Origin of the sequence: Sphingomonas glacialis (genome assembly GCF_006439055.1) — a bacterium.
Lineage (GTDB): Bacteria > Pseudomonadota > Alphaproteobacteria > Sphingomonadales > Sphingomonadaceae > Sphingomonas > Sphingomonas glacialis_A.
Map to the genome: position 1 here is coordinate 93,227 of NZ_RCZC01000011.1, position 23,015 is coordinate 116,241.

Consider the following 23,015-nt stretch of genomic DNA (forward strand, 5'->3'; position numbering starts at 1 on the left):
CGGCGCGTCAGGTGTTCGAGCGGAACTGGCGATGGCAGCCGCCGCAGACCGCGCCGGTCGCCTTTGCCTGCGCGCCGATCGCCGCGGCATCGCCGCTGTTCGCGACCGCGACGAGCTTGTCGGCGGCGGTGACGAGCTTGGCCATCTGCGCATCGAAGGTCGCGCGGTCGGTCCAGATGTTGGGCAGCGCATCGGTCTTGACCCCGGCCGCTGGTCCGCTGCCGGCGGGGAACAGCTTGCCCTGCGCCCGCGCGTTCTCGGCGATCGTCTGCGCGGCGGCGACCATCGTCGCCTTGACCGGCGCGCCGCTCTTCAGCTGGTCGTTGAGCGCCTTCATCGCGCCGCCCATCTTCTTGAAGCCCGCGACGCGCGTGGCGATCACGGCGTCGGTCGACGGGCCCGCACCGGCGGCGAGCGATCCCGCCAGCACCGTCGCGCACAGCGCACCGGCGGCGAGCGACACAGTCTTGAAGGTACGCAGTTTAAGCATCGCGAATATCCATGACTAAAAGGGGACGATCAATTCTGCGCCGTTGCCGGCAGCTTTTGCCTGTGTCCCGCATCTGCGAGTTTGACGCCAGTGCGATCGGGAAAATGTTCGTGAAAAACCGCTTTGACCTCCGACAGGCCGCCATCCGCCATTTGGGTGGGCGTCGTGCCGCGCCGATTGGCGATGTCGGCGCGGGCGCCGTGTGCGGCGAGCAGCTGCAGCATCGCGCCGAGCTCGGGCTGCATCCCGCCGCCGACCAGCACGTGAAGCGCGGTATCGCCATGGGCGTCGGCAACGTTGGCATCGGGCGCGAGCCGCAGTGCGAGCGTCAGCGCGGCCGCGCTCCCGCCGCGCGCCGCCGCGAGCACGACAGTGGTGCCGTTCGCTGCGACGAAATGCGGGTCGGCACCGGCGGCGAGGAGCAATGTCATCGCCGCGGCCTGGCCGTTTGCCGCGGCGAGCAGCAGCGGCGGGGTGGGGGGCACGGCGGGCGGTGGGACGCCGAAATTGGCCTCGGTCACCCAGGTGATCCGCGATTGCCCGGTGAGGCCATTGGGATCGGCGCCCCTCGCGAGCAAGGCTTTGATGAGGTCCAGGTCACCCGCGGCGGCGGCGATGTGGAGCGGCTGCTTGCCCTCGCGGTCGCGCTCGGTCAGGTCGGCGCCGCGTGCGACGAGCAGCGTCGCCACGCCGTAGCGCTTCTGATAGCCGGCGAGCTGCAGCGGGCTGGTCTGCTCGGGTCCGCGATAATCGGCGCGCGCACCCGCTGATAGCAGGGCGTCGGTCGCCGCCACGTCGCCGCTCTTGATCGCGAAGAACAGCGGCGAGAAGCCCGCCTTCGACACGCGATTGGCATCCGCGCCCGCCTTGAGCAGCAGCGCGACCGCCTCGCGCCGCCCGGCGGCTGCGGCCCACATCAGCGGCGTCTGTCCGCGCGCGTCGAGCGCGTCGGGCGTCGCGCCGTGCGCGAGCATCCACGCGACCGCCTCGACCGGCCCGTAGCGCGCGCAGATCGCAAGCGGGGTGACGCCGTCGACGCGCGTCGTCCGCAGCGGGGCGCCGGCGTCGAGGATCTTGGTGACGATCGCGGCATTGCCGAGCTCGCAGGCGAGGCCGAGCGGCGAGACGCCGTCGCTGTCCGCGACATCGAGCGTCGCGCCACGCTCGAGCAGCAGCGACACCATCTCGGCATTCTGCGTATCGACCGCCCAGCCGAGCGGCGTCGCGCCGAACGCGAGCCGTCGGTTGACGTCGGCATGCTGCGCCAGCGCGGCGCGTGCACCACCCACGTCATTGGCGCGGATCGCAGCGCCGAGCGCCGTGTCGGCGTCGGTCGCGGGCGGGCTCGCCTGCGCCGTGCCGCAGCCGACCAGACAGGCGATGGCGAGCAACAGCCGAGGCAGGCGCTCACGCATTGGCGAGCGCCGCGAGCGGCCCGCTGCTGTCGCCGAACGTCGTGATCGGCACGTCGAGCACGTTGAGCGCCGCGAGCAACAGGTTCGACGCGCTGGTCTTCTTCTCGACCACGATATGCCGGTCGCCCTTGACCAGCCCCCCCGCGACGATGATCGGCAGATCCATGAAATCATGCTCGTTGGGGTCGCCGAACGCCGAGCCGCGCAGCACCAGCGTACGGTCGAGCAGACTGCCTTCGCCATCCTTCACCGCCGCCATCCGGTCGAGATAATAGGCGAAATACTCCATGTGATGGCGGTTGATCCGCGACAGCTTGGCGATCTTGGCGGGGTCGTGGCCGTGATGGCTGAGCATGTGGTGCGAATCGGGGACGCCGATCTCGGGATAGGTGCGGTTGCTCAGCTCGCGCCCGATCATGAAGCTGCCGACGCGCGTGATGTCGGCCTGCATCGCCAGCACCTGCAGGTCGATCATCATCCGGACATGCGTGTCGAACGAATCGGGGATCCCGCCGGGGCGCTCGAGCCCGTTCGCTTCGGGGCCACCGCCCGAGGTCGCCGTGCGCTGGATGCGGCGTTCGATGTCGCGCGTCGCCTCGAGATATTCGGCGAGCTTGTGCTTGTCCTCGGCGCCGAGCCGCCCGGCGAGCCGCGCGGTATCGTCGCGCACGAAATCGAGCATGCTCGTCTGGCGGCGGAGCTGGGCGAGGCGGCTCTTCGCGTCGAGCGCCTCGCCATCGCCGAACAGCCGCTCGAACACATCGCGCGGGTTGACCGTGACGGGCATCGGCACCGTCGCGTTGCGCCACGAAATGCCGTTGGTATAGGCGCAACTGTAATTGATGTCGCAGCTGCCGAGCAGGCTCGGCTGGTCGATGCCGAGTTCGAGCGAACTGAGCTGCGTCGCGTCACCGAGATGGTTGGCATAGACCTGATCGGCCGAGATGCCGCAGCGGATGTCGGTGCCTTCGGTCTGCTTCACATGGACGCCGGTGAGGAACGCCGGGCACGACCGGCCATGCCCCGCAGGCCGATCGCCCATCGCCGCGGCGCTTGGATGCCCGAGGCCGCTGATCACCGAAACGTAGCGGCGGTGCGGTGCCAACGGTTCCAACGTCGGGGGCAGCGTGAGGCCGCCGCCCGCAGCGCTCGGCTGGAAGCCCTCCATCATCATGCCGTTGGGCGAATAGAACACCTGCAGCCGCTTCGGTCGTGATGCGAGATCGGCTGCCTTGGCCGCGGGCATCATCGCCTCGAGGAACGGCAGCGCGATCATCGTGCCGAGCCCGCGCAGCATCGTACGCCGGGCCATCGGTTTGCGCAGGACGATCATGCCGGCCTCCTCATTTCGGGGTTTTGCGCAGGCGGAACGGGTCGCTCGCGACGACCCCCTGCACGATCGTCTGGATGCGATAGCCATCGCCGGCCGCACCGTTCGCGACATGGCGCACCGCGGGCATGTCGCGCGGCGTCAGGCCCCGCGCGAGCGCGTAGGTCAGCAGCCGCTCGGTGAACGCGCTGGTGAATTCGTCCTTGTGCGCGAGCAGGATCTTCTGGAGCCCGGCAAGCCCGGCGAAGCGCGTGCCGTCGGGCATCTGCGCCGACACGTCGATCGGCTGCCCGGCATCGGCGAGGCGATACCCGCCGATCGCATCGAAATTCTCGAGCGCGAAGCCGAGCGGGTCCATCTTGACGTGGCACGCGGCGCACGCCGGGCTGGTGCGATGCAGTTCGAGCTGCTGGCGCGCATTGAGCGCGCGTCCGGCATGGACGGTGACCAAGGCGGGCACGTCGGGCGGTGGCGGCGGCGGAGCTGCGGCGAGTAGGTTTTCGAGGATCCACTTGCCGCGCTTCACCACCGACGTGTGGTTGCCATAGGACGTCACGGTCAGGATGCTCGCCTGGCCGAGCAGGCCGCCGCGATGCTCGGCGGGATCGAGGCTGACGCGCCGCATCGCCGTCCCGCGCACGCCGGCGATGCCGTAATGGTCGGCGAGCCGCTGGTTGAGAAAGGTGTAATCGGCGGCGATGAAATCGAGCACGCTGCGATTGGTGCGCAGCACGTAACCGAAGAACAGCGACGTCTCCTGGCCCATCGCCGCGCGCAGTCGGGCGTCGAACTGCGGATAGGCGGTGATGTCGGGGCGCTGCTGGTCGAGGTTGCGCAGATACAGCCATTGCCCGGCAAAGTTGCTGGTCAGCGCCGCCGCGCGCGGATCGGCGAGCATCCGCGCGACTTGCGCCTTGAGCATCGCGGGATCGTGCAGGCGGTTCTGCTCGGCGGTGCGCAGCAGGGCGTCGTCGGGGATGCTGCTCCACAGGAAGAAGGACAGGCGCGAGGCGAGCTCGACATCGCTGACCGGGTGGACGCTGCCGGGCGCACTGCCGGCGGGGTCTTGCTCGACGAGGAACAGGAAGTTGGGCGAAACGAGCAGCGCCTCGACCATCGCCTCGACGCCATGCTCGAAATCGGACGATGCGCGTTCGGCGCGGTAGAGCCGCAGCAACGGCGCGAGATCGGCCTGGGTGACCGGGCGCCGATAGGCGCGCCGCGCAAGCGCTGAGACGATCCGCGTCGCGCACGGCCGCTCGGTGGCGGCGCTGGTCGGCGTGCAGGTGAAGATGCGCTTGCGGCTCGGCGTGTTCGCCATGCCGGTCGGGCCGAACGGGCCTGCCACGTCGATCTGCTGGACGTCGCGCAGAAAGTTCTGCTGCGCGTAGCGCGGTGACAGTCGGTAGGAGGGCACGCTGATCTGCGCGACGCGGACCCCGTCGACCGACACGTCGAGCGGGAGCGGCACCGGCGCGGCGGTCGGCAGCGGCACCTTGTCGAGATCGTTGCGCAGCGTCTGGATGCTCTCGTCGGGCGCGATCTCGCGGTGGAACGACAGGCCGATGACATGCGCACCCGCCTTCAGCGGAACGCGGACGCTGACCTTGTCCTCGTTCAGATGGTCGGTCTCGTTATTGGTGTTGGCGTTGAGCCAGCCGCTGACTTCATAGGTCGCGTCGTAGCGCGCGAAATAGGCGATGCTGCCACCGCCGCGCGAGCCGAGCGGGAGATCGTCGCTCGCGCGCTCGTTATAGGCGGGGCGGCCGCCATTGGCGATCGAGCCGTCCTTGGGCAGTTCGTACGCCGTGACGAACGGCCGCGGCGAGGTCAGCCCGGTTGCCATCCGCCCGACCTTGCCGGCCACCGCGACATAGCGGTCCATCAAGGTCGGCGAGACGCTCAGCACATCGGCGATATTGTCGAAGCCGTACCCCGAATTGTCCTGCGGCAGATCGCGCGACACATTGACCTCGAGCCCGAGCAGATCGCGCACCGCATTGGCATATTCGACGCGGTTGAGCCGACGGATCGTCGCGCGGCCCGGATCGGGATGCGCCACGGCATACCGGTCGAGCGAGCTTTCGAGCCAGGCGACGAACGCCGCGCGCGACACCGGGTCGGGCTGCGGCTTGCTGGCGGGCGGCATCTCGCCGATGCGGACGCGGCGGAGGATCTTCTCCCATGCGTCGCCGTGGTCGCCGTTGGTGAGATCGACGCTGCGCAGATCGTCGATCGACAGGTTCGCGATCCGGTCGTCATCATTGTGGCAACTGGCGCAATAGGTCCCGAGCATTGGCGGTGCCGCTTCGCGCGGGGCAGCGGTCGCAACCTGCGGCGCGGGATGCGCGAACACCGCGGTCGCGGCCAGCACGACGCTCAGCGCGAACACGCTGCTGCCGAGAGTTGGACGCCTACGCACGCTCATTGCCACACCCCTGTTTCGCTGTCGGGCTATCGGGGTGCCGTGCTCGCGTCCATTGCCGTTAACGCGACACGGGTACCGCAAAAAGAGCGCGCCAGTGCCGCGGCGGCTAGCCCTGCGCAGCGCGCATTTCCGCAACGGATCGTGCGCAATATCGACATTGAACTCATGGGGCGCGCTGGCCAGAAGGCCTGCGTCGATCGGCGGCCGGGGGGGTACGTACATGCGCAAGGCGGTTCTGGTCGCGATATCGTTATGGGCGACGCCGGCGGTGGCATCCGGGCCACCCGCTGCGACCGACGAAGCGCGCACCGCTGCCACGCTCGACCGGATCGCCGACAGCCCGCCGCGGCTGCGCATCTTCCTCGCGCAAATGCCCAAGGGTGGTGATCTCCACAATCACAATGGCGGATCGATCTATGCCGAGGATTTCCTGCGCTGGGCGGCGGCAGGCGGGCTGTGCATCGCGACCGACAGCTGGCGCGTCGTCGATCCTCCGTGCGACGCGCCCAACCGCGTCCCCGCCGCCGGGCTCGAGCGCGACTATCCGCGCTACAGCCGCGCGATCGATGCTTTCTCGACCCGCGGGTTCGAATCCGGGGTCGGCGATCGGAGCGTGTCGGGCTATGACCGCTTCTTCGCGACCTTCGACGCGTTCTCGGCGGCGTCGCGCGGCAATAACGGGGCGTCGCTTGCGCTGACGCGTGAACAGGCCGCGGCCGACCATGTGTCCTACATCGAACTCGGTGCGGGGTCGCACACCTCCGTCGCCGCCGTCGCCGCGCTGGGCAGCGTGGCGGACGCGAGCGACTTTGCGGCGATGGCCGCGCGGCTCGCGCCGATGCTGCCCGGTGCGGTCGCCAAGGTCCGCGCCGAATTGGACGAGACCGAGGCCAAGGCGGCCGCCATCGACGGGTGCCGCAGCGCGACGCCCGCGCCCGCGTGCGGGGTCGAGACGCGCTATCTCTACACCGCGATCCGCACGCTGCCGGCCGCGGCGGTGTTTGCGCAGCTCGCGCTGGGGTTCGCGGTCGCGGAGGCCGATCCGCGCTTCGTCGGGATCAACATCGCCGCGCCCGAGCATGATCCGGTCGCGGTGCGCGACTATGCGCTGCACATGCGGATGATAGCCTTCCTCAAGGCGCGGCATCCGAGCGTGGGTCTGTCGCTTCATGCCGGCGAGCTGACGATGGGGCTGGTGCCGCCACGCGATCTCGCCTTCCACATCCGCGATGCGGTCGCGGTGGCGGGTGCGCGCCGGATCGGCCACGGGGTCGATATCGCGTACGAGACCGACGCGACCGCACTCCTCGCGCGGATGGCGCGCGAGCGCGTTGCGGTGGAGATCAACCTGACGAGCAACGCGGTGATCCTGGGCGTTAAGGGGCGCGATCATCCGCTTTCGCTGTATCGCGCGGCGGGGGTGCCGGTGGTGCTGTCGACCGACGACGAGGGCGTCTCGCGTTCCGACATGACCAACGAATATGTCCGCGCGGTCACCGAACAGCATCTGCGCTACGCCGATCTCAAGCAGATCGTGCGCGATGGGTTGCAATACTCGTTTCTCCCGGGAGCGAGCCTGTGGCGCGATCGTGCGGGTTGCGCGCGGGTGACGGTGTGCGGGGTGGCGACGTCGCCGGGCTGCGCCACGTTCCTCGCGGCGAACCCCAAGGCCGCGAAACAGGCGGCGCTCGAGCGGGATCTGGCGGTGTTCGAGGCGGTGCGGCGCTAACGCATTCCTCCGTCACCCCGGACTTGTTCCAAGGTCTACCGGCATGCGCGTTCTGCCGGTGGTGTGCGCGTGGCACGGTGGGCCCCGGCACAGGGCCGGGGTGACGAAGGAGCGATCACGCCGCCGCCAGCTCTTTCACTGGGTGCGGCACGACCAGATTGAGCACCACAGCTATCACCGCCGCAGGCAGCACGCCCGATGTCGCCAGGATCCGCAGCGTCGTCGGCAAATGCGCCACCGCGCCGGGCTCGAGCTCGAGCCCGACCGCGACCGACAGAGCGACGCCGAAGATCAGCATGTTGCGCTGGCTCCAGTCGACCTCGGACAGGATCGACAGCGCCGCCGAGGCGACCATCCCGAACATCACGATCACCCCGCCGCCGAGCACTTCGATCGGGATCGTGATGATCGCCGCGCCGACTTTGGGCGCGAGCCCGCACAGCAATAGGAACAGCGCGCCGATCGTGACGATGTGGCGGCTCATCACCCCGGTGATCGCGATCAGCCCGACATTCTGGCTGAACGAGGTGTTGGGCATGGCGCCGAACACCGCGCCGATCGCGGTGCCGACGCCGTCGGCGCAGGTCGCGCCGATCAGCTCGCGGTCGGTGGCGGGGCGCTGCGCGGTGCCCTCGCAGATCGCCGAGACCGCGCCGATCGATTCGATCGCCGAGATGAACCCCATCAGCACGAACCCGGCGATCGCCGAGGCCGAGACCGCAAAGCCGAAATGGAAGGGCGAGGGGAGCATCACCCAATCCGCGTTGCCGATCGGTGCGAGCGACACCTTGCCGAGCGCGGCGGCGGCGACGTAGCCAGCGATCAGGCCGATCAGCACCGCCGCGCTCGATCCGATGCCGCGCCCGTAGAAGCTGAAGCCTAGCGTCACGACGACGACGACCCCGGCCAGCAGCCAGCTCTCGCCCGCGCCATAGGCCGCGCTGCCCTGCACCGACACGCCGCCCGCCGCATATTGCACCCCGATCCGCATCAGCGAGAGGCCGATCATCAGCACGACCAGCCCGGTGACGATCGGCGGCAGCGCAAAGCGGATCCGCCCGACGAAGAAGCTGAGCGCGGTATGCACCAGCCCGCCGCACAAGGCCGCGGTCATCAGCGCGCCGATCGCGGCGGGGCCTTGCCCGGCGACGATCGGGATCATCACCGGCAGGAAGGCAAAGCTCGTCCCCTGGACGAGCGGCAGCCGCGCGCCTGCGGGGCCGACGCCGATCGTCTGGATCAGCGTGGCGATGCCGGCGAACAGCATCGACATCTGGATCAAATAGATCATCGCGCTCGGATCCTTCGACCCATAGCCGAAGCCCGCCGCACCCGCGACGATGATCGCCGGCGTCATGTTGCTGACGAACATCGCCAGCACATGCTGGATGCCGAGCGGGATTGCGATGGCGAACCCGGGGAAATAGTCGGGATCGCGCGCCTGCTCGCGCGTCATCAGCTCGGACATCAGGCAAGCTCCATGAGGCGCGTGCGCGACCGCGCCGCCGCGCGCAGGATCGTACGGCGGTCGGCCTGCGCGAGCTCGCCGTCGCGCACGACCGCGCGGCCCTCGACGAACACGTCGCGCGCGCCCGGCGGCGGGCTGAGGATCAGTGCGGCGACCAAGTCCCATGCGCCGCAGCTCGCGACGTCGCCCATGTCCCAGACCGCGATGTCGGCGCGCTTGCCGACTTCGAGTGACCCGCAATCGTGGCGACCGAGCATCTCGGCACCGCCGCGCGTGGCGAGGAACAAAGCGGCGCGCGGATCGAACGCGGCGGGGCCGCCGACTGCGCGCTGCAGCAGCAAGGCTTGCCGCGCCTCGTGGAGCAAATTGCCGCTGTCGTTCGACGCCGAGCCATCGACGCCGAGCCCGAGCGGCACCCCGGCCGCGACCATCGCGCGGAGTGGTGCGATCCCGGCGCCGAGCCGGCAGTTCGAGCATGGGCAATGCGCGACGCCGCTGCGCGTCCGCGCGAACAAGGCGATTTCCTGTGCGTCGAGCTGGACGCAGTGCGCGTGCCATACGTCGGGGCCGGTCCAGCCGAGGTTTTCGGCATATTCGCCGGGCCGACAGCCGAAGCGTTCGAGCGAGAAAGCCACATCGTCGGCATCCTCGGCGAGATGCGTGTGGAGCATGACCTTCTTATCGCGTGCGAGCAGCGCTGAATCGCGCATCAGCCCCTGGCTGACCGAGAAGGGCGAGCAGGGGGCCACGCCGACACGCACCATCGCGCCCGGTGCGGAATCATGGAAGCGATCGATCACGCGGATCGTGTCGGCGAGGATCGCCGGCTCGTCCTCGACCAGGCTGTCGGGCGGCAGGCCACCCATACTCTCGCCCACGCTCATCGCGCCGCGCGTCGGGTGGAAACGGATGCCGATCTCGCTCGCCGCGGCGATCGTATCGTCGAGCGTCACGCCGTCGGGGAACAGATAGAGATGGTCCGAACTGAGCGTGCAGCCCGACAGCGTCAGTTCGGCGAGCCCGAGCTGCGTCGCCGCGAACACGTCTTCGGGCCGATACCGCGCCCAGATCGGATAGAGCCGCTTGAGCCAGCCGAACAACGGCGCGTTGATCGCCCCCGGTACCGCGCGGGTGAGCGACTGGAACAGATGGTGGTGCGTGTTGACTAGGCCCGGCGTCACGACGCAGCCGCGCGCATCGATCACGCTGTCGGCCTCGGCGATCAGCGCTGCGAGCTCGGCGGTCGTGCCGACCGCGACGATCTCGCCGCCGCGAAAGCCGATCGCACCGTCGGGTATCTCGCGCCGCGCATCATCGACGCAGACGAGCCTCTCGGCATGCGCGATGACGCTCAGCGTCATTGCGGGACGGTCTTCTCGTACTTCGGCCAATGCGCCTCGAGCTCGTCGACCACTTTCGATCCGACGCGGTACAGGCTCTCGACCGAGGCCTCGAGCCCGGCATAGCCTTCATTCTCGCGCAGTAGATAGGTCGCCGCGTCGACGCCCGGCGGCGGCATCGTGTAGTTGCTGCCCGCGCGGAGCACCATGAAGCGGTTCTTGTCGACGCGCCCGATCCTGTCGAGCCCGAGGATCGCCTGATAGGTGCCTGTTTCCTCCATCGCCGAGGTGACGAACATGCCTTGCCCGCGCGTCCAATAGCGTACCCAGTCGGCCGCCCAATCGGTCATCTTCGCGCCGTGCCAGAATGTCAGCGCGGCGAGATTGTCGCCGGTGAGCACGAAGGGCGGGCGTTGCGCCATCGGATAGCCGACATAGCGCGCGCGCTCGGCGGCAATGTGCGGATCGTCGGGCAGGACCACATCGCGCGTCAGAGTGTAAGCCCAGTCGCGCAAGGCGGGATTGATCTCGAACACTTCGCCCGACGGCTTGGGCGGCGAGGTGTCGTTCGGGCCCTTCTTGTCGCGCGGGAAATAGCCGGTCTTCCAGTCGGCGGGGATTTCACGCGCGTCGATCTCATGCGCGAGATCGCCATCGACCAGGAAGCGCGCCCATGCCGCCGAGCCGATCGACGCGTGGTGCGGGTCGATCCCGGCGATCCCGGCGACGAGGAAGTAGGCGTGGCGGAGGTCGAAACGCGGATCGAGCCCGAGCGCCATCGTCGTATTGGCCGAGCGGATGTTGCCGACCCCCGTCACCACGCCGAGGATCTGGCTGTCGGGATTGTAATAGAGATCGTGCGACCCTTGGGGGAAGGGGATACGGACATCGAGGTGGCGCCGCTCCTTCCACAGCTGGAATTCGCCCGCGACGTCGCCGCTATCCTTGCCGATCTCGAACAGCGTGACGATGACGATGCGGACCGGAAGCGGGTGCGAACAGGGGCCGCCGGGCTGGCAATCGGCGACGGGGGCCGGCGCTTGCGGGCGCGCATCGGCGACGCCGCCGACCAGGCCGAGCCCGGCAAGCGCAAACAGCATCGCGCGGAGTGGGAAACGCATGACAATGGCCTTCGACGGTCGGGAACGCTGCGGCGTTACGGGGGCGTTATAGGGCGGGGCGGGCACCGGCGCGAACCGGTGCCCGCCGGCGCATCAGAACTTGTAGGTCACGCTCGCCTGGAAGCTGCGTGGCTTTTCGGGGAGCACGATCGTGCTGCCGAACAGCTCGGTGAAGTTCGCGCGGTAATAGACGGCATCGGTCGCGTTCTTGACGACGACGCGGAACAGCCAATTGTCGCGCGCATAGGACACGCCGAGATCGACCAGCGTATAAGCCGGCAGCTTCACGACGCGCGACTGGCCCGAATAGACCGAGTCGACCTGTGCAAGGCTCGCGGTGAAGGCGAGCCCGTTGTCGAACGCATAGGACGCCGTCGCCGAATAGAGGTTGGTCGGAATGCCCTGGCGGCGCGACGCTTCCTTGTTGGGGATCGGCACCAGCCCGCCCGGCTGCCCGCCGAGGAACAGCGTCGGGTTGGTCACGTTTACGAGATCGCCGATGCCGAAGAAGCTGAAGGTCGAACCGGCATCGAGGAAGGTCAGATTATAGACCTTGGTGCGGGTATAGGCGGCGGTCAGCAGCAGGTGCTTGTCGACCGACCAGCGCGCCTCGGCCTCGAGCCCCTGGGTCTCGACCGACTGGTTGACGGTCGACGACTGGATGTTGTGGTCGACGCGCTCCTGCTTGTAGACCGACAGCGCGGCGTACAGCTTGTTGTTGAGCCAGCTGCCCTTGATGCCGCCCTCATAGAGTTTGGAGGCGGTGATGAAGGTCCCGCCGGTCGCGTCAGCGGCGGCGATTTCCGAGCCCTGGCCGGCGATCACCGTGGTCTGGCGCGAGATCGTGCCATAGGGGATCAGGCCGAAGGGCAGCTTGTACGAGATGCTGCCATTGTACGACCAGCCGCCCTTGCTCCCCGAGCCCGACTGCGCGACCCCGGTCGCGACGCGCAGTTTGCCGAGCATGTTGGTCGAGCTGACGTCGATCTGGTCGTAGCGCCCGCCCAGGATGACATCGAGGCCGAACGCGAAATCAAGATCGACCAAAGCCGCTGCGCCGTAATCGGTATAATGGCCCTTCAGATAGTCGGTATAGTTGCAGCCGCATTCGTTCGATAGCAGCCGGTCCGACAGTGGCGTGTAGCCGACCGACAGATCGACCCGGTGGAAATATTCGAACGTGAAATCATCGCCGTGGAGGAACTTGGTGTAGCGGATCGAGGGCGAGGCCTGGATCGAGAAGGTGCCGATGTCGCTCTTGATCGTCTTCGAGGCGACGATCTTGTCCTCGATCACATACGATCGATGGAATTGCGAGAAGCCATAGGCGTTGTTGTTGTCGTTCCTGATGCCGTCGTAGAAGAGCTGGTTCTTGATCTCGAGATCGTTGCCGGCATCGAAGATGATGTCGAAATAGCCGGTCTTCGCCACGTTCTTGAGGAAATCGTTCGGGCCGGTCAGCACATTCTTGCGGCTGAGCGTCGTCGTGCCGGTATTGGTCAGCCCGAGATAGGGATAGGTCCCGGTGAAGCAGGCGTTGGTGAACGATGCCGCCGACGTGCTGCCCCCGCCACAGGCGAAGGTGCCGAAGGGCGAGAACGTGCCGACTGAGGTGAACTCGTTCGGCGCAATCTGGCCGTCGCCGTTGGTGTCGAGCGGCTTGGCCGAGCCGGTGATATAGGTGCCGTTGTCGACCAGCGCCTGGGTCAGGCGGTTCCAGCCGCCATTCTGCTGGCCGTCATATTTCTGGTACATGCCGCCGAATTCGACACGCAGCCGATCGGTGATCTGATTGTCGAACGCGGCCTGCAGCACGACGTTGCGCGTCGACATGTTGCGATAATAGCTGCCCGAATCCTCGACTTCGCCATACAGGCTGTAGCCGAATTCGGTGCCGCCGACGCGCAGTGGCCCGCGGACCTGCGCCTTAATGACGTTATACGACCAGCTGCCGCCGGTGTAGCTGACCTCGCCCTCGGCATGGTCGAGCAGCGCGCCGCCCTTCACGCGCGCCGATTTGGGCACGAAGTTCATATAGCCGCCGGTCTTGGACGGGCCATAGATCGGCGAGGCTGGCCCGCGCACGATGTCGATCCGGTCCGACGCGGCGATCGGCGTGGGATAGTTGCCGGGATTGTCGAGCCGGCGGACGCCGCGGAAATAGACCTCGCCCGGCGTGCCGCGGATATCGAGCGCGCCGCCGACGCCGAAGAACGAGTTGGTGAAGGTGCCCGGCGCCTGCGCGACGAGATCATAGATGTCGGTGATGCCGAAGCGTTCGATCTGCTCGCTGCTGATCGTCGAGGCCGAGCGCGGCGTTTCGACCAGCGTCTTGTTGAAGCCGAAGATCGAGCCGACATTCTTGTCGGGCATCGCGTTGAGCGAACCGGTCACGACGATGTCCTGGTCGGCATCCGTCTTCGCGGGCGCGTCGGGCTCGGGCGTGGTCTGCGCAAAGGCTGGCGCGGTCATCGCGGTGCAGCACAACAGTGCCGCCGCGCTCAGCACCGATCTGCGCAAGCGCCCGTGCGATGCTGCTGCCTGCGACGTGCCCGTAGCGAATGAAGTCTCTGTCATGGTCCGGAATTCCCCCCTTGGTGAACCAACGGCCGGTTATCCCCCCGGGCCGTTGTGCGTGATTTGGCGGGCCGGTAGCTCGATCCCGCCAATTTGTTGCGTTGCACAAACTATCGTTGCCGTCATCGAAGTGTAAATACATATTCGTAACGCATTTGAAATGAACCTGCGCGGTGACATCTAAGTCGCGGTTCGTCTGCGTGTAATTCTATTGTCTGGAATGACTGAGGCGACAGGGTTTGTTGCCAGAACCACAGCGGGTCGGCTTGCCACTTGATCGTCGTTACGCTTCGAACGCCGGCCGCATTATTGGTATCGTGTCGGGCCGGATGTTTCTGCGCTACTTTTTGACAGTTCGAGTGGTAATCGCTTGACCTGCAGCGAGCAAATGCAATGAATTCGACACAGTGTTGCAAAAGTTAGAGTGGTATGCCCGCGTTTTCCCGTTTTCTGCGCTATTTCATTGCTGTCGGTCGCCTCGGCTCGATCCGGAAGGCGGCCGACGAGCTCAATGTGTCGGCATCGGCGATCGATCGGCAGATCCTCAACGTCGAGGCCGATATCGGCATGCCGCTGTTCGAGCGCCTGCCGACCGGGCTGCGGCTGACCGCGGCAGGCGAGATCATGATGGCGGCGGGCGGACGCTGGCAGAAGAACATGGCCGACGTCCGCGCGCAGATCGAGGATCTGCAGGGCCTCAAGCGTGGGCATGTCGACATCGCGGTGATCGACGCGCTCGCCAAGGGTTTCCTGCCCGCCATGATCCAGTCGATCCAGAGCCGCTATCCCGGCATCTCGATCGGCGTGAAGGTGCTCGAGAATGACGCGGTGCGACTCGCGATCGCCAGCGGGAAGGTCGATTTCGGCATCTTCTTCGAACCGCAATCGTTCCGCGACATCACCGTGCGCGCGTTCGTCGATGTCGTGCTCGGCTTCGTCACGCCCGCCGGGCATCCGTTCGGCCAGCGGCGCGAGGCGCGCTTCTCGGCCGGGGTCGGCTCGCCCCTGGTCGTGCCCGCCGAGCCGCTTGCCATGTACCAGCAGATCGCGGTGCTCGAGGGCACGTCGGGCGTCGTGCTCGACAAGAAGGTCGCGTCCGACAATATCCAGATGATCACCTCGCTGGTGCTGCAGGGGGTGGGGATCGGGATCCTCACCTCGCTCGACATCATCACCGAGGTGAAGCGCGGGCTGTTGTCGTTCACGCGCATCTCCGATCCGATCCTGCGGCCGATGACGCTGGCCTTGTGCACCGCCGCGGCGCGCACGCCGTCGCACGCCGCGGGTTTGGTGCTGAGCGAGATCGAGCACGGCTTTGCGCAATTGAGCTATCCCGCTTCGATCGAGCCGGTCGCGGCAGGGCCCGCGTGATGCGCGGCGCCGGTTGCCCTGATCGATCAGACGCGATAACCGGCCTCGCTTCGGCGGCCGCGCATTGCGCCGCCATTTGGAGTGTCGCGCCATGAGCCCCGCCGCCAGCCCAGAGCTTTTCTACATCGCGCACGACGATTTCGTCGCCGATACGCTCGCCGTGGCGCAGGCCGTCACGCGCGGAGCGTGGATGCCCGATTTCGTGGTCGGGATCGGGCGCGGCGGTCTGGTGCCCGCGGTGTTCCTGTCGCACGCGCTCAACGTCCACATGCTGTCGATCGATCATTCGTCGAAGGTGCCCGGCTTTGCCGAAGAGTTGCTCAGCAAGGTCGCGGCAAAGAGCGCGGATGGCGTCCGCTTGCTGTTCGTCGACGACATCAACGACAGCGGCGGGACGATCGCCGATATCCGCCGCTTGCTCGCCGATTCCGGCTGCGACAGCACGCAGGTGCGCTTTGCCGTGCTGCTCGACAATGTCCGCTCGCAGGTCCGCGTCGATTATCACGCCAAGACGATCGATCGCGCCGACGACAAGCGCTGGTTCGTGTTCCCATGGGAAGCCGTCGGCATGAGCGAGACGATCGTCGAGGAAGCGATGTCGGTGCCCGAACGCCTCGCCTGACGGCGGGCGTCTATCTGGCGCGCGTGGTGACGAGGCGGACCATCAACGCCTCGAGCCGCGCTGGGTCGATCTTGCGCACCACCTCGGCCGATTGCTCGCCGAGCCCCGGCTGATACCCAGCGCGCCACGACAGCAGATCGCCATAGCCGGGCCCGAACTGCGTGTTGTAATCGACGAACAGCGTTTCGCGCGCGGTGACGCGGCTTGGATCGAGCCACACCCCGGCGGCGATCTCGTCCCATAACGGAAAGCCCGGCTCCAATCGCGCGAGGAAGCGCGCGAGCGCGGGGGAGGCGACCGCCTTCATCCGGTCGAGCAACTGCTGTGTCCGCTGCGTCGCGGTCGAGGGATCGACGGGGACGATGGTGATCTTACGCCACGCGCTGCGCGACACGATGCTCGCCGCCTCGGGGTCGAAGCGGATGTTGAACTCGCGGCGCGGCGTGTTGACGAATTCGCGTGCGAATTGCGCCGCCGAGACGGTGTCGAGCACCTGCTGCGGGTTGAGGCTCCCGCCCATATAGACGAGCTCCTTGGCGAGTCCCGCAAAGCCCGGGTCGAGCCGCTGCGCCAGCGCGAGGTTGGTCAGCGGGCCGCTCGCCAGGATCGTCACTTGCCCGGGGTAGCGATGCACCATCCGGATCAGGAAATTGGCGGCGATCTCGGGCGACGGCTTGGTCACGGGATTGCCGTTGGCCAGATCGAGCGGGTCGTTCGGGCCATGGTAGGGCGGGGTGCTCTGCGCGGTCGGCTCGACCCAATGCTGCATCCATGCGCCCTTCCAGGTCAGCTTGCCGTACAGCGCCTCCCAGCGTTCGGTCTGCTTTTCCGAATTGATCAGCGGATAGGTCGCGCCGGCGGCGACCGGTACGTCGCTGCGCCCGAGGATCTCGAGCCCGCGCAACGCCTCGGCGGTCGCGCGGTTGACCCAGACGTTGCCCGACACCGTGGTGAGCCCGAGCACATCGACGTCGGGCGCCTCGAGCAGCATGACGTGCATCAGCGCGAAGCCTTCGTCGTCGATGATGAGCTTGCGGCGCTCGGGCTGTGCTGTTGCGGGCGCGATGCTCGCGAGCAGGCAGACGCAGGCGAAGAGGAGCTGGCGGATACGGGTCATGCGGGCAATCTACCGGCGCGCCGCATGCCATCAAACGCAATGAATTCGACGCGCGCTTGCAAAATTGTGCGCAGGCGCGCGCGTCACCGGTCGGCGTGCTTGTCCCATACGCAGTCGCCGAGCAGGTAGGTCCGGCTGATCGCTCGGTCGTCGCCGAGGATCTGGAGTGCGAACAGCCGTTCGGCGAGGCTCGCGCCAGTGGTGCGGCGCGCGAGCAAGGGCGTGGCGGCTGTATCAAGCACGACGAAATCGGCTTCCTGGCCGGGTTCGAGGCTGCCGACCCGGTCCGCGATGTGGAGCAAGTCCGCGCTGCCTGCGGTCGCAAGATACAGCGCGCGGAACGGATCGAGCCGATCGCCGCGCGCAAGCGCCGCTTGATAGGCCAGCCCCGCGGTCGATAGCAGCGAGAACGACGTCCCCGCGCCGACATCGGTACCTAGCCCGAGCCGCACCGCGTGCCGGTCGGCTTGACCGAAATCGAAGAAGCCCGATCCGAGAAACAGGTTCGAGCTTGGGCACACCGCTATCCCAGCGCCGCTTTCGTGGATTCTGGTGCAAGCGCGGTCGGACAGATGGACGCCGTGCGCGAAGATTGAGCGCGGGCCGACCAGCCCGAAGCGATCGTACACGTCGAGATAATCGTGCGCGTCGGGGAAGCGCTCGGCGACGGCGGCGCATTCGCCGAGATTTTCGGCAAGATGCGTGTGGAGCAGCACCCCGGGATGCGCCGCGAGCAGGGCACCGGTATCGGCCAGTTGCGCATCGGACGAGGTCAGCGCGAAACGCGGCGTCACCGCATAGCCGAGCCGTTTGTGGCCATGCCAGCGCCGGATCAGCGCCTCGCTTTCGGCGCGGCCCGACTGCGGGGTATCGGCGAGGCCCTCTGGCCCGAGGTCCATCAGCACCTTGCCCGCGATGATCCGCATATTGCGGCGCGCGGCTTCGTCGAACAGCGCGTCGACCGACTGCGGATGGACGGTCGCGAACACCAGTGCGCTCGTCGTGCCGTTGCGCAGCAATTCGGTGAGGAACGCCGCCGCGACGCCATCGGCATGCGCGCGGTCGGCAAACGCCTTCTCGGCGGGGAAGATGTGCCGGTCGAGCCAGTCGAGCAATTGCGCACCGTGCGACGCGATCCGGTCCATCTGCGGATAGTGAATATGCGCATCGATAAAGCCGGGGACGATCAGCCCGGGCAGCGGCTCGATCGCGACGCCGGGATACAGCGGCGCCAGATCGGCATAGGGGCCGCGTGCGACGACGATCCCGTCCTCGACGATCAGCAGCCCATCGGGCTCATGGCGGATCGCATCGGCACGATCGCGCGGATCGTGCGCGACCAAGAGCAATTCACCGCGAAAGCCGCGCACACTCATGCCGCGCGGCCGAGCTGGAGCAATTGCGTGAGCGTCGCGATCGCGATGACATCGGGTTCCTTGCCGGTCACGCCGGCTATTCCGATCGGCGAGGTCAGCCGTGCGCGCTGTTCGGTGTCGAGCCCGTCCTCGGCAAGCCTCGAGGCGAAGCGCGCCTTCTTGGTCGCCGATCCGATCAGCCCGACAAACGCAGTCTGCGTCCGGCGTAGTGCGGCGCGCGTCAGGCGATAGTCGATCGCATGGTCGTGCGTCAGGATCACGATCGCGGCATCGTCGGGGGCTTCGGCGACGCATTGCTCGATCGCGGCTTCGGGTACCACCGCCACCCCGTCGATCGAATCGAACACCGGACGCGTGTCGAACCAGGCGAGCCGGAAGGGCAGATGCTCGACATGCCGCGCGATCGCCTGGCCGACATGGCCGGCGCCGAACAGATAGAGCGGGCGGCGATATTGGCCGATGATCTCGGCAAAGCTGCTGCCGGTGCGCGGACGGTCGCCACGAGCCGAGAGGTGCTGCGCGACCGCGTCGGTGCGGACGTGGCGGTCGATCCGGTCGGCGTGCAAGGTCGAGACGAGCACGCGCTGCTCGGTCGCATCGGCGATCCAGCCGAGCCGCGCGGGATCGATATGCTCGATCATGAGGCGGACGCGACCGCCACAGCATTGGCCGAGCAGCGGCCCGAGCGGATAATCCTGGATCCGCCAGCTTCCCGGCGGCAGCGATAGGATCGCGTGTGCCTGCTCGATCGCACGATATTCGAGCTGTCCGCCGCCGATCGTGCCGTAGAGCGCATCGCGGGTCACCAGCATCCGCGTGCCCGCGCCTCGCGGCGCGGAGCCCTCGCTCGCGAGCACATGGACCAGCGCCGACGGCGTGTGCGCCGCGACCTCGCGCAGCCAGCCGAGCCACGCGGTCATGCCGCGGCCCGGTGCGCGGCGATCGCGCGCAGGATCGCCTCGGGCGTGGCGGGCGCGTCGAGCGGCGGAAGGTCGCGCTGCGCGGGCGCGGTCGCGGCGACCGCTGCGGTGAGGGCCGAGAAGACCGAGATCGCGAGCATGAACGGCGGCTCGCCGACCGCCTTCGAGCGGTGGATCGTCGGCTCGACATTCTCGCCGTCCCACAGGCCGATGCGGAGCTGCCGCGGCCGATCCGATGCGGTCGGGATCTTGTAGGTCGCGGGCGAGTGCGTCAGCAGCTTGCCCTTCGCGTCGAACACCAGTTCCTCGGTCGTCAGCCAGCCTTGCCCCTGCAGGAACCCGCCCTCGATCTGCCCGAGGTCGATCGCCGGATTGAGCGAGCGCCCGACATCGTGGAGGATGTCGACCGCGAGAACCTTGTGCTCGCCGGTCAGCGTGTCGATCGCGACCTCGCTCACCGCCGCGCCATACGCGAAGTAATAGAAGGGCCGCCCGTGATGCGCCGCGCGGTCGTAGGCGATGTCGGGCGTGGCGTAATAGCCCGTCGCGGCGAGCGAGATCCGGCCGATATGCGCCTTGCGGCACGCCTGGCCGAAGCTCATCCGCTCCGCGCCGGCGACCACGCCGTCGGGCGTGAAGGCGACGGCATCGTCCTCGCACGCGAAGCTGCGCGCGAGGAAGGCGGTGAGGCGGTCGCGGATCGTCATCGCCGCGTTGAACGCCGCCATGCCGTTGAGGTCGGCGCCCGACGAGGCGGCGGTGGCCGAGGTGTTGGGCACCTTGTCGGTCCGCGTAGCGGTGATCCGCACTTGTGCCAGCGGCACCGCGAACACGTCGGCGACGATCTGGGCGACCTTGACGTAGAGGCCCTGGCCCATCTCGGTGCCGCCGTGATTGATCTGGATGCTGCCATCGGCATAGACCAGCACCAGCGCGCCGGCCTGGTTGAGGTGCGTGGTGGTGAAGCTGATCCCGAACTTCACCGGGGTCAGCGCGATGCCCTTCTTCAGCACCGTATGCGACGCGTTGAACGCCTCAATCGCGGCGCGCCGCTCGTCGTAGCGCGAATCGCGGCGGAGTTTGGCGATGATACCCGGCGCAACATTGTCGGTGACGGTCATGCCGTAGGGCGTCGTGTCGCGACCGGGGCCATACAGGTTCGCGATCCGCACTTCGAGCGGGTCGCGTTCGAGGGCGTGCGCGACCGCGTCGATCACGCGCTCGATCGCGATCATCCCCTGTGGGCCGCCAAAGCCGCGAAACGCGGTGGCGGAGACGGTGTGCGTCTTGAGCCGTTCCGACACGATCTCGACCGCGGGGAGCCAGTAGCAATTGTCGGCGTGGAACATCGCGCGGTCGTTGATCGCGGGCGAGAGATCGACCGTCGCGCCGCAGCGCGAGGCGAGGCGCAGCTGCAGCGCGAGGAGATGCCCCTCGGCATCGAACCCGACGTCGTAATCGATCCGGAAATCGTGACGCTTGCCGGTCATCACCATGTCGTCGTCACGGTCGCAGCAGAATTTGGCGGGGCGCCCGGTCTTGACCGTGACGAGCGCAGCGGCGGCGGCGAACAACGCGGCTTGCGTCTCCTTGCCGCCGAACGCGCCGCCCATCCGGCGGACCTCGACCGTGACATCGGCCGAACTGCGGCCGAGCATGTGCGCGATGAGATGCTGCACTTCGCTCGGGTGCTGGGTCGAACTGAGCACATGGAGCTGCCCGTCCTCGCCCGGCGTCGCGACCGCGACCTGCCCCTCGAGGTAGAAATGATCCTGTCCGCCCAGATCGAACCCGCCCGACAGCGTATGCGGCGCGGTGACCAGCGCCGCCGCCGCATCGCCGCGCGCCATGCGCTGGGTCGGTTCGATCTGCGATGCCGCCGCGCGGGCGTCCGCGATCGAGAGCAGAGCGGGCCGCGCTTCATAGTCGATCCGCCCGAGCCGCGCGGCCTTGCGCGCCGCGGTGCGGCTGGTCGCGGCGACGAGGAAGATCGCCTGGCCGACGCACAGCACTTCGCCGTCGGCGAGCAGCCGGTCGTCATGCGCGACCGGGCTGACGTCGTTCGCGCCGGGAATGTCGGCGGCGGTGAACACTGCGATGACGCCCTCGGCCTCGCGTACCGCGCTGAGGTCGATTGCGCGCATCGCGGCGTGCGCTTGCGCGCTTTGCCCGAAGGCAAGATGCAGCATCCCCGGCGGTTCGGGGCCGTCATCGGCATAGCCCGCCGCGCCGCTGACATGCAGGCGGGCGCTGTCGTGCGGGCGCGACCGCGTGGCGGGGAGCGGCAGGCGTGGTGCGCGATCAGCCATGCGCGTGCTCCAGATCGAGCACCGACACGGTCTCGCCTTGCGCCTTGTGCCACAAGCGGCGGAGCAGATTGCCCGCCGCCTCGAGCCGATAGCCGCTCGAGCCGCGGACGTCGGTGAGCGGGGTGTAATCGCCGTGCAGCGCCTCGGCCGCGGCCTCGATCGTGGCGCGGGTGAAGGCCGCGCCGGTGAGCGCTGTCTCGCAGGCGCGCGCGCGGCGCGGTGTCGCCGCCATCCCGCCGAATGCGATGCGGGCCGCGGTGATGCGACCGTCCTGGATCGTCAGCTTGAACGCGCCGCAGACCGCCGAGATATCGCTGTCGAAACGCCGCGTAAGCTTGGAGATATGGACCAGATCGTCGGGGCCGGGCCGCGGAATCCACAGGCTTTCGACGAATTCGCCGGGGCGCAGATCCTGTTGGCGATAGTCGAGAAAATAGGCTTCGAGCGGGATCGTGCGACGTCCCGCCTTGCTGCGCAGCGTCAGCTCGGCGCCGAGCGCGATGAAGGCGGGCGGGCCGTCGCCGATCGGCGAGCCGTTGGCGATATTGCCGCCGATCGTCGCGGCGTTGCGCACCTGCAGCGCGGCAAAGCGCCGCGTCAGTTCGCCGAGGTCGGGATGCAGTCGCGCGAACACGGCGTGCGCCTCGGCATACCGCACCGCGGCCCCGATCCGCACGCCGTCGGCGTCTTCTTCGATCGTGCGCAGGTCGGCGATCTCGCCGATGAAGATCGGCGTTTCGATCGTGCGCAATTCCTTCGTGACCCACAGCCCGACATCGGTCGCGCCCGCGACGAGACACGCATCGGGATGTTCGGCGAGCAGATCGGCCAGGGCTTCGGCGGTGCGCGGGACGATCGGATCTGGCGCGCGTTCGCCGAGCGCGTGCAACCGCGCCAGCAGGGCCGCATCGTCGCGCACCACCGGGACGGCCGTCTCCGCGGCTTCGAGGATCGGGCCATAGCCGGTGCAGCGACACAGATTGCCCGCGACCACATCGGCGACGGGTAGCGCCGCCCCCGCCGCACCGATGCAGCGACCGTACAGCGACATCACGAACCCCGGCGTGCAGAAGCCGCATTGCGAGCTGCCATTCTCCGCCATGCATGCTTGCAGCGGCGTCAGCGCTTCGCCCTGCGCAAGGCTTTCGACTGTCAGCAACGCCTTGCCGTCGAGCATCGGCAGCAACTGGATGCAGGCGTTGACCGCGCGCCACGCGACCGCCTCCCCGTTGGGGTCGGGCTCACCGACCAGCACGGTGCACGCGCCGCAATCGCCCTCGGCGCAACCTTCCTTGGTCCCGGTGCGCCGCAGCGTGTAGCGCAGATGGTCGAGCAAGGTCGCGGTCGGATCGACGTCTGCGAGCTCGATCGTCTCGCCGTCGAGGATGAAGCGCACCTCCAC

16 protein-coding genes are annotated in these 23,015 nt (G+C 67.9%); 3 read left to right on the forward strand and 13 right to left on the reverse strand.

Annotated elements, in window-relative coordinates; translation table 11 throughout:
- Positions 1-7: 7 nt before the first annotated feature.
- The 4 genes from EAH76_RS22500 to EAH76_RS22515 are packed head-to-tail and all read right to left on the reverse strand — an operon-like array spanning position 8 to position 5,663.
- Complete coding sequence (locus EAH76_RS22500; protein WP_140852498.1) at positions 8-490, reverse strand: c-type cytochrome; 483 nt, start codon at positions 488-490, stop codon at positions 8-10.
- Positions 491-519: 29 nt separating this feature from the next.
- On the reverse strand, positions 520-1,905 hold the full coding sequence (locus EAH76_RS22505; protein WP_140852499.1) for an ankyrin repeat domain-containing protein: 1,386 nt from the start codon (positions 1,903-1,905) through the stop codon (positions 520-522).
- On the reverse strand, positions 1,898-3,238 hold the full coding sequence (locus EAH76_RS22510; protein ID WP_140852500.1) for a DUF1552 domain-containing protein: 1,341 nt from the start codon (positions 3,236-3,238) through the stop codon (positions 1,898-1,900). Before EAH76_RS22510 ends, EAH76_RS22505 begins: the two co-directional genes overlap by 8 nt.
- A 10-nt stretch (positions 3,239-3,248) precedes the next feature.
- Entirely contained in the window at positions 3,249-5,663 is a 2,415-nt protein-coding gene (locus EAH76_RS22515) for a DUF1592 domain-containing protein (RefSeq protein ID WP_140852501.1), read from the reverse strand.
- A 220-nt stretch (positions 5,664-5,883) separates the two neighbouring features.
- On the opposite strand from EAH76_RS22515, the gene EAH76_RS22520 reads away from it, so the two are divergent.
- Complete coding sequence (locus tag EAH76_RS22520) at positions 5,884-7,392, forward strand: adenosine deaminase family protein (protein WP_140852502.1); 1,509 nt, start codon at positions 5,884-5,886, stop codon at positions 7,390-7,392.
- Positions 7,393-7,507: 115 nt separating this feature from the next.
- Here the strand turns inward: EAH76_RS22520 and EAH76_RS22525 are convergent, their stop codons facing one another.
- The 4 genes from EAH76_RS22525 to EAH76_RS22540 form a co-directional block, all read right to left on the reverse strand.
- Complete coding sequence (locus EAH76_RS22525) at positions 7,508-8,860, reverse strand: uracil-xanthine permease family protein (RefSeq protein WP_140852503.1); 1,353 nt, start codon at positions 8,858-8,860, stop codon at positions 7,508-7,510.
- Positions 8,860-10,221 (reverse strand): 8-oxoguanine deaminase, encoded by a 1,362-nt coding sequence (locus EAH76_RS22530; RefSeq protein ID WP_140852504.1) that lies wholly within the window; start codon positions 10,219-10,221, stop codon positions 8,860-8,862. The genes EAH76_RS22525 and EAH76_RS22530 overlap by 1 nt, the downstream gene beginning before the upstream one ends.
- On the reverse strand, positions 10,218-11,321 hold the full coding sequence (locus EAH76_RS22535) for a purine nucleoside permease (RefSeq protein ID WP_241659851.1): 1,104 nt from the start codon (positions 11,319-11,321) through the stop codon (positions 10,218-10,220). The genes EAH76_RS22530 and EAH76_RS22535 overlap by 4 nt, the downstream gene beginning before the upstream one ends.
- Positions 11,322-11,414: 93 nt before the next feature.
- Complete coding sequence (locus tag EAH76_RS22540; RefSeq protein WP_140852505.1) at positions 11,415-13,898, reverse strand: TonB-dependent siderophore receptor; 2,484 nt, start codon at positions 13,896-13,898, stop codon at positions 11,415-11,417.
- Between the two features lie 429 nt (positions 13,899-14,327).
- Between EAH76_RS22540 and EAH76_RS22545 the strand changes: the two genes are divergently transcribed.
- Both EAH76_RS22545 and EAH76_RS22550 read left to right on the forward strand, forming a co-directional pair.
- Entirely contained in the window at positions 14,328-15,269 is a 942-nt protein-coding gene (locus tag EAH76_RS22545; protein ID WP_140852506.1) for a LysR family transcriptional regulator, read from the forward strand.
- A 91-nt stretch (positions 15,270-15,360) separates the two neighbouring features.
- Entirely contained in the window at positions 15,361-15,891 is a 531-nt protein-coding gene (locus EAH76_RS22550; protein ID WP_140852507.1) for a phosphoribosyltransferase, read from the forward strand.
- A 10-nt stretch (positions 15,892-15,901) separates the two neighbouring features.
- On the opposite strand, the gene EAH76_RS22555 is transcribed toward EAH76_RS22550, so the two are convergent.
- From EAH76_RS22555 to xdhA, 5 genes are all read right to left on the reverse strand, one after another.
- Positions 15,902-17,008, reverse strand: coding sequence for a nucleoside hydrolase (locus tag EAH76_RS22555; protein WP_140852508.1), 1,107 nt, complete (start codon positions 17,006-17,008; stop codon positions 15,902-15,904).
- An 83-nt stretch (positions 17,009-17,091) separates the two neighbouring features.
- Positions 17,092-18,384, reverse strand: a complete 1,293-nt coding sequence (gene guaD / locus EAH76_RS22560) for a guanine deaminase (RefSeq protein WP_140852509.1) — start codon at positions 18,382-18,384, stop codon at positions 17,092-17,094.
- A complete protein-coding gene (gene xdhC / locus EAH76_RS22565) occupies positions 18,381-19,304 on the reverse strand; it encodes a xanthine dehydrogenase accessory protein XdhC (protein WP_140852510.1) in 924 nt (307 codons plus the stop codon). The genes guaD and xdhC overlap by 4 nt, the downstream gene beginning before the upstream one ends.
- The gene (gene xdhB / locus EAH76_RS22570; protein ID WP_140852511.1) at positions 19,301-21,613 is read right to left on the reverse strand and encodes a xanthine dehydrogenase molybdopterin binding subunit; all 2,313 of its coding nucleotides are present in this window, start codon (positions 21,611-21,613) and stop codon (positions 19,301-19,303) included. Before xdhB ends, xdhC begins: the two co-directional genes overlap by 4 nt.
- On the reverse strand, positions 21,606-23,015 hold the full coding sequence (gene xdhA, locus EAH76_RS22575) for a xanthine dehydrogenase small subunit (protein WP_140852512.1): 1,410 nt from the start codon (positions 23,013-23,015) through the stop codon (positions 21,606-21,608). Before xdhA ends, xdhB begins: the two co-directional genes overlap by 8 nt.

What these genes read in the sequence shown, in the direction of transcription:
- EAH76_RS22545 (WP_140852506.1), top strand. Translation starts at nt 14,328, where the DNA reads ATGCCCGCGTTTTCCCGTTTTCTGCGCTATTTCATTGCTGTCGGTCGC.
- EAH76_RS22520 (WP_140852502.1), top strand. Translation starts at nt 5,884, where the DNA reads ATGCGCAAGGCGGTTCTGGTCGCGATATCGTTATGGGCGACGCCGGCG.
- EAH76_RS22525 (WP_140852503.1), bottom strand. Translation starts at nt 8,860, where the DNA reads ATGTCCGAGCTGATGACGCGCGAGCAGGCGCGCGATCCCGACTATTTC.
- EAH76_RS22540 (WP_140852505.1), bottom strand. Translation starts at nt 13,898, where the DNA reads ATGACAGAGACTTCATTCGCTACGGGCACGTCGCAGGCAGCAGCATCG.
- EAH76_RS22550 (WP_140852507.1), top strand. Translation starts at nt 15,361, where the DNA reads ATGAGCCCCGCCGCCAGCCCAGAGCTTTTCTACATCGCGCACGACGAT.
- EAH76_RS22530 (WP_140852504.1), bottom strand. Translation starts at nt 10,221, where the DNA reads ATGACGCTGAGCGTCATCGCGCATGCCGAGAGGCTCGTCTGCGTCGAT.
- EAH76_RS22510 (WP_140852500.1), bottom strand. Translation starts at nt 3,238, where the DNA reads ATGATCGTCCTGCGCAAACCGATGGCCCGGCGTACGATGCTGCGCGGG.
- xdhB (WP_140852511.1), bottom strand. Translation starts at nt 21,613, where the DNA reads ATGGCTGATCGCGCACCACGCCTGCCGCTCCCCGCCACGCGGTCGCGC.
- EAH76_RS22535 (WP_241659851.1), bottom strand. Translation starts at nt 11,321, where the DNA reads ATGCGTTTCCCACTCCGCGCGATGCTGTTTGCGCTTGCCGGGCTCGGC.
- EAH76_RS22505 (WP_140852499.1), bottom strand. Translation starts at nt 1,905, where the DNA reads ATGCGTGAGCGCCTGCCTCGGCTGTTGCTCGCCATCGCCTGTCTGGTC.
- EAH76_RS22500 (WP_140852498.1), bottom strand. Translation starts at nt 490, where the DNA reads ATGCTTAAACTGCGTACCTTCAAGACTGTGTCGCTCGCCGCCGGTGCG.
- guaD (WP_140852509.1), bottom strand. Translation starts at nt 18,384, where the DNA reads ATGAGTGTGCGCGGCTTTCGCGGTGAATTGCTCTTGGTCGCGCACGAT.
- xdhC (WP_140852510.1), bottom strand. Translation starts at nt 19,304, where the DNA reads ATGACCGCGTGGCTCGGCTGGCTGCGCGAGGTCGCGGCGCACACGCCG.
- EAH76_RS22555 (WP_140852508.1), bottom strand. Translation starts at nt 17,008, where the DNA reads ATGACCCGTATCCGCCAGCTCCTCTTCGCCTGCGTCTGCCTGCTCGCG.
- EAH76_RS22515 (WP_140852501.1), bottom strand. Translation starts at nt 5,663, where the DNA reads ATGAGCGTGCGTAGGCGTCCAACTCTCGGCAGCAGCGTGTTCGCGCTG.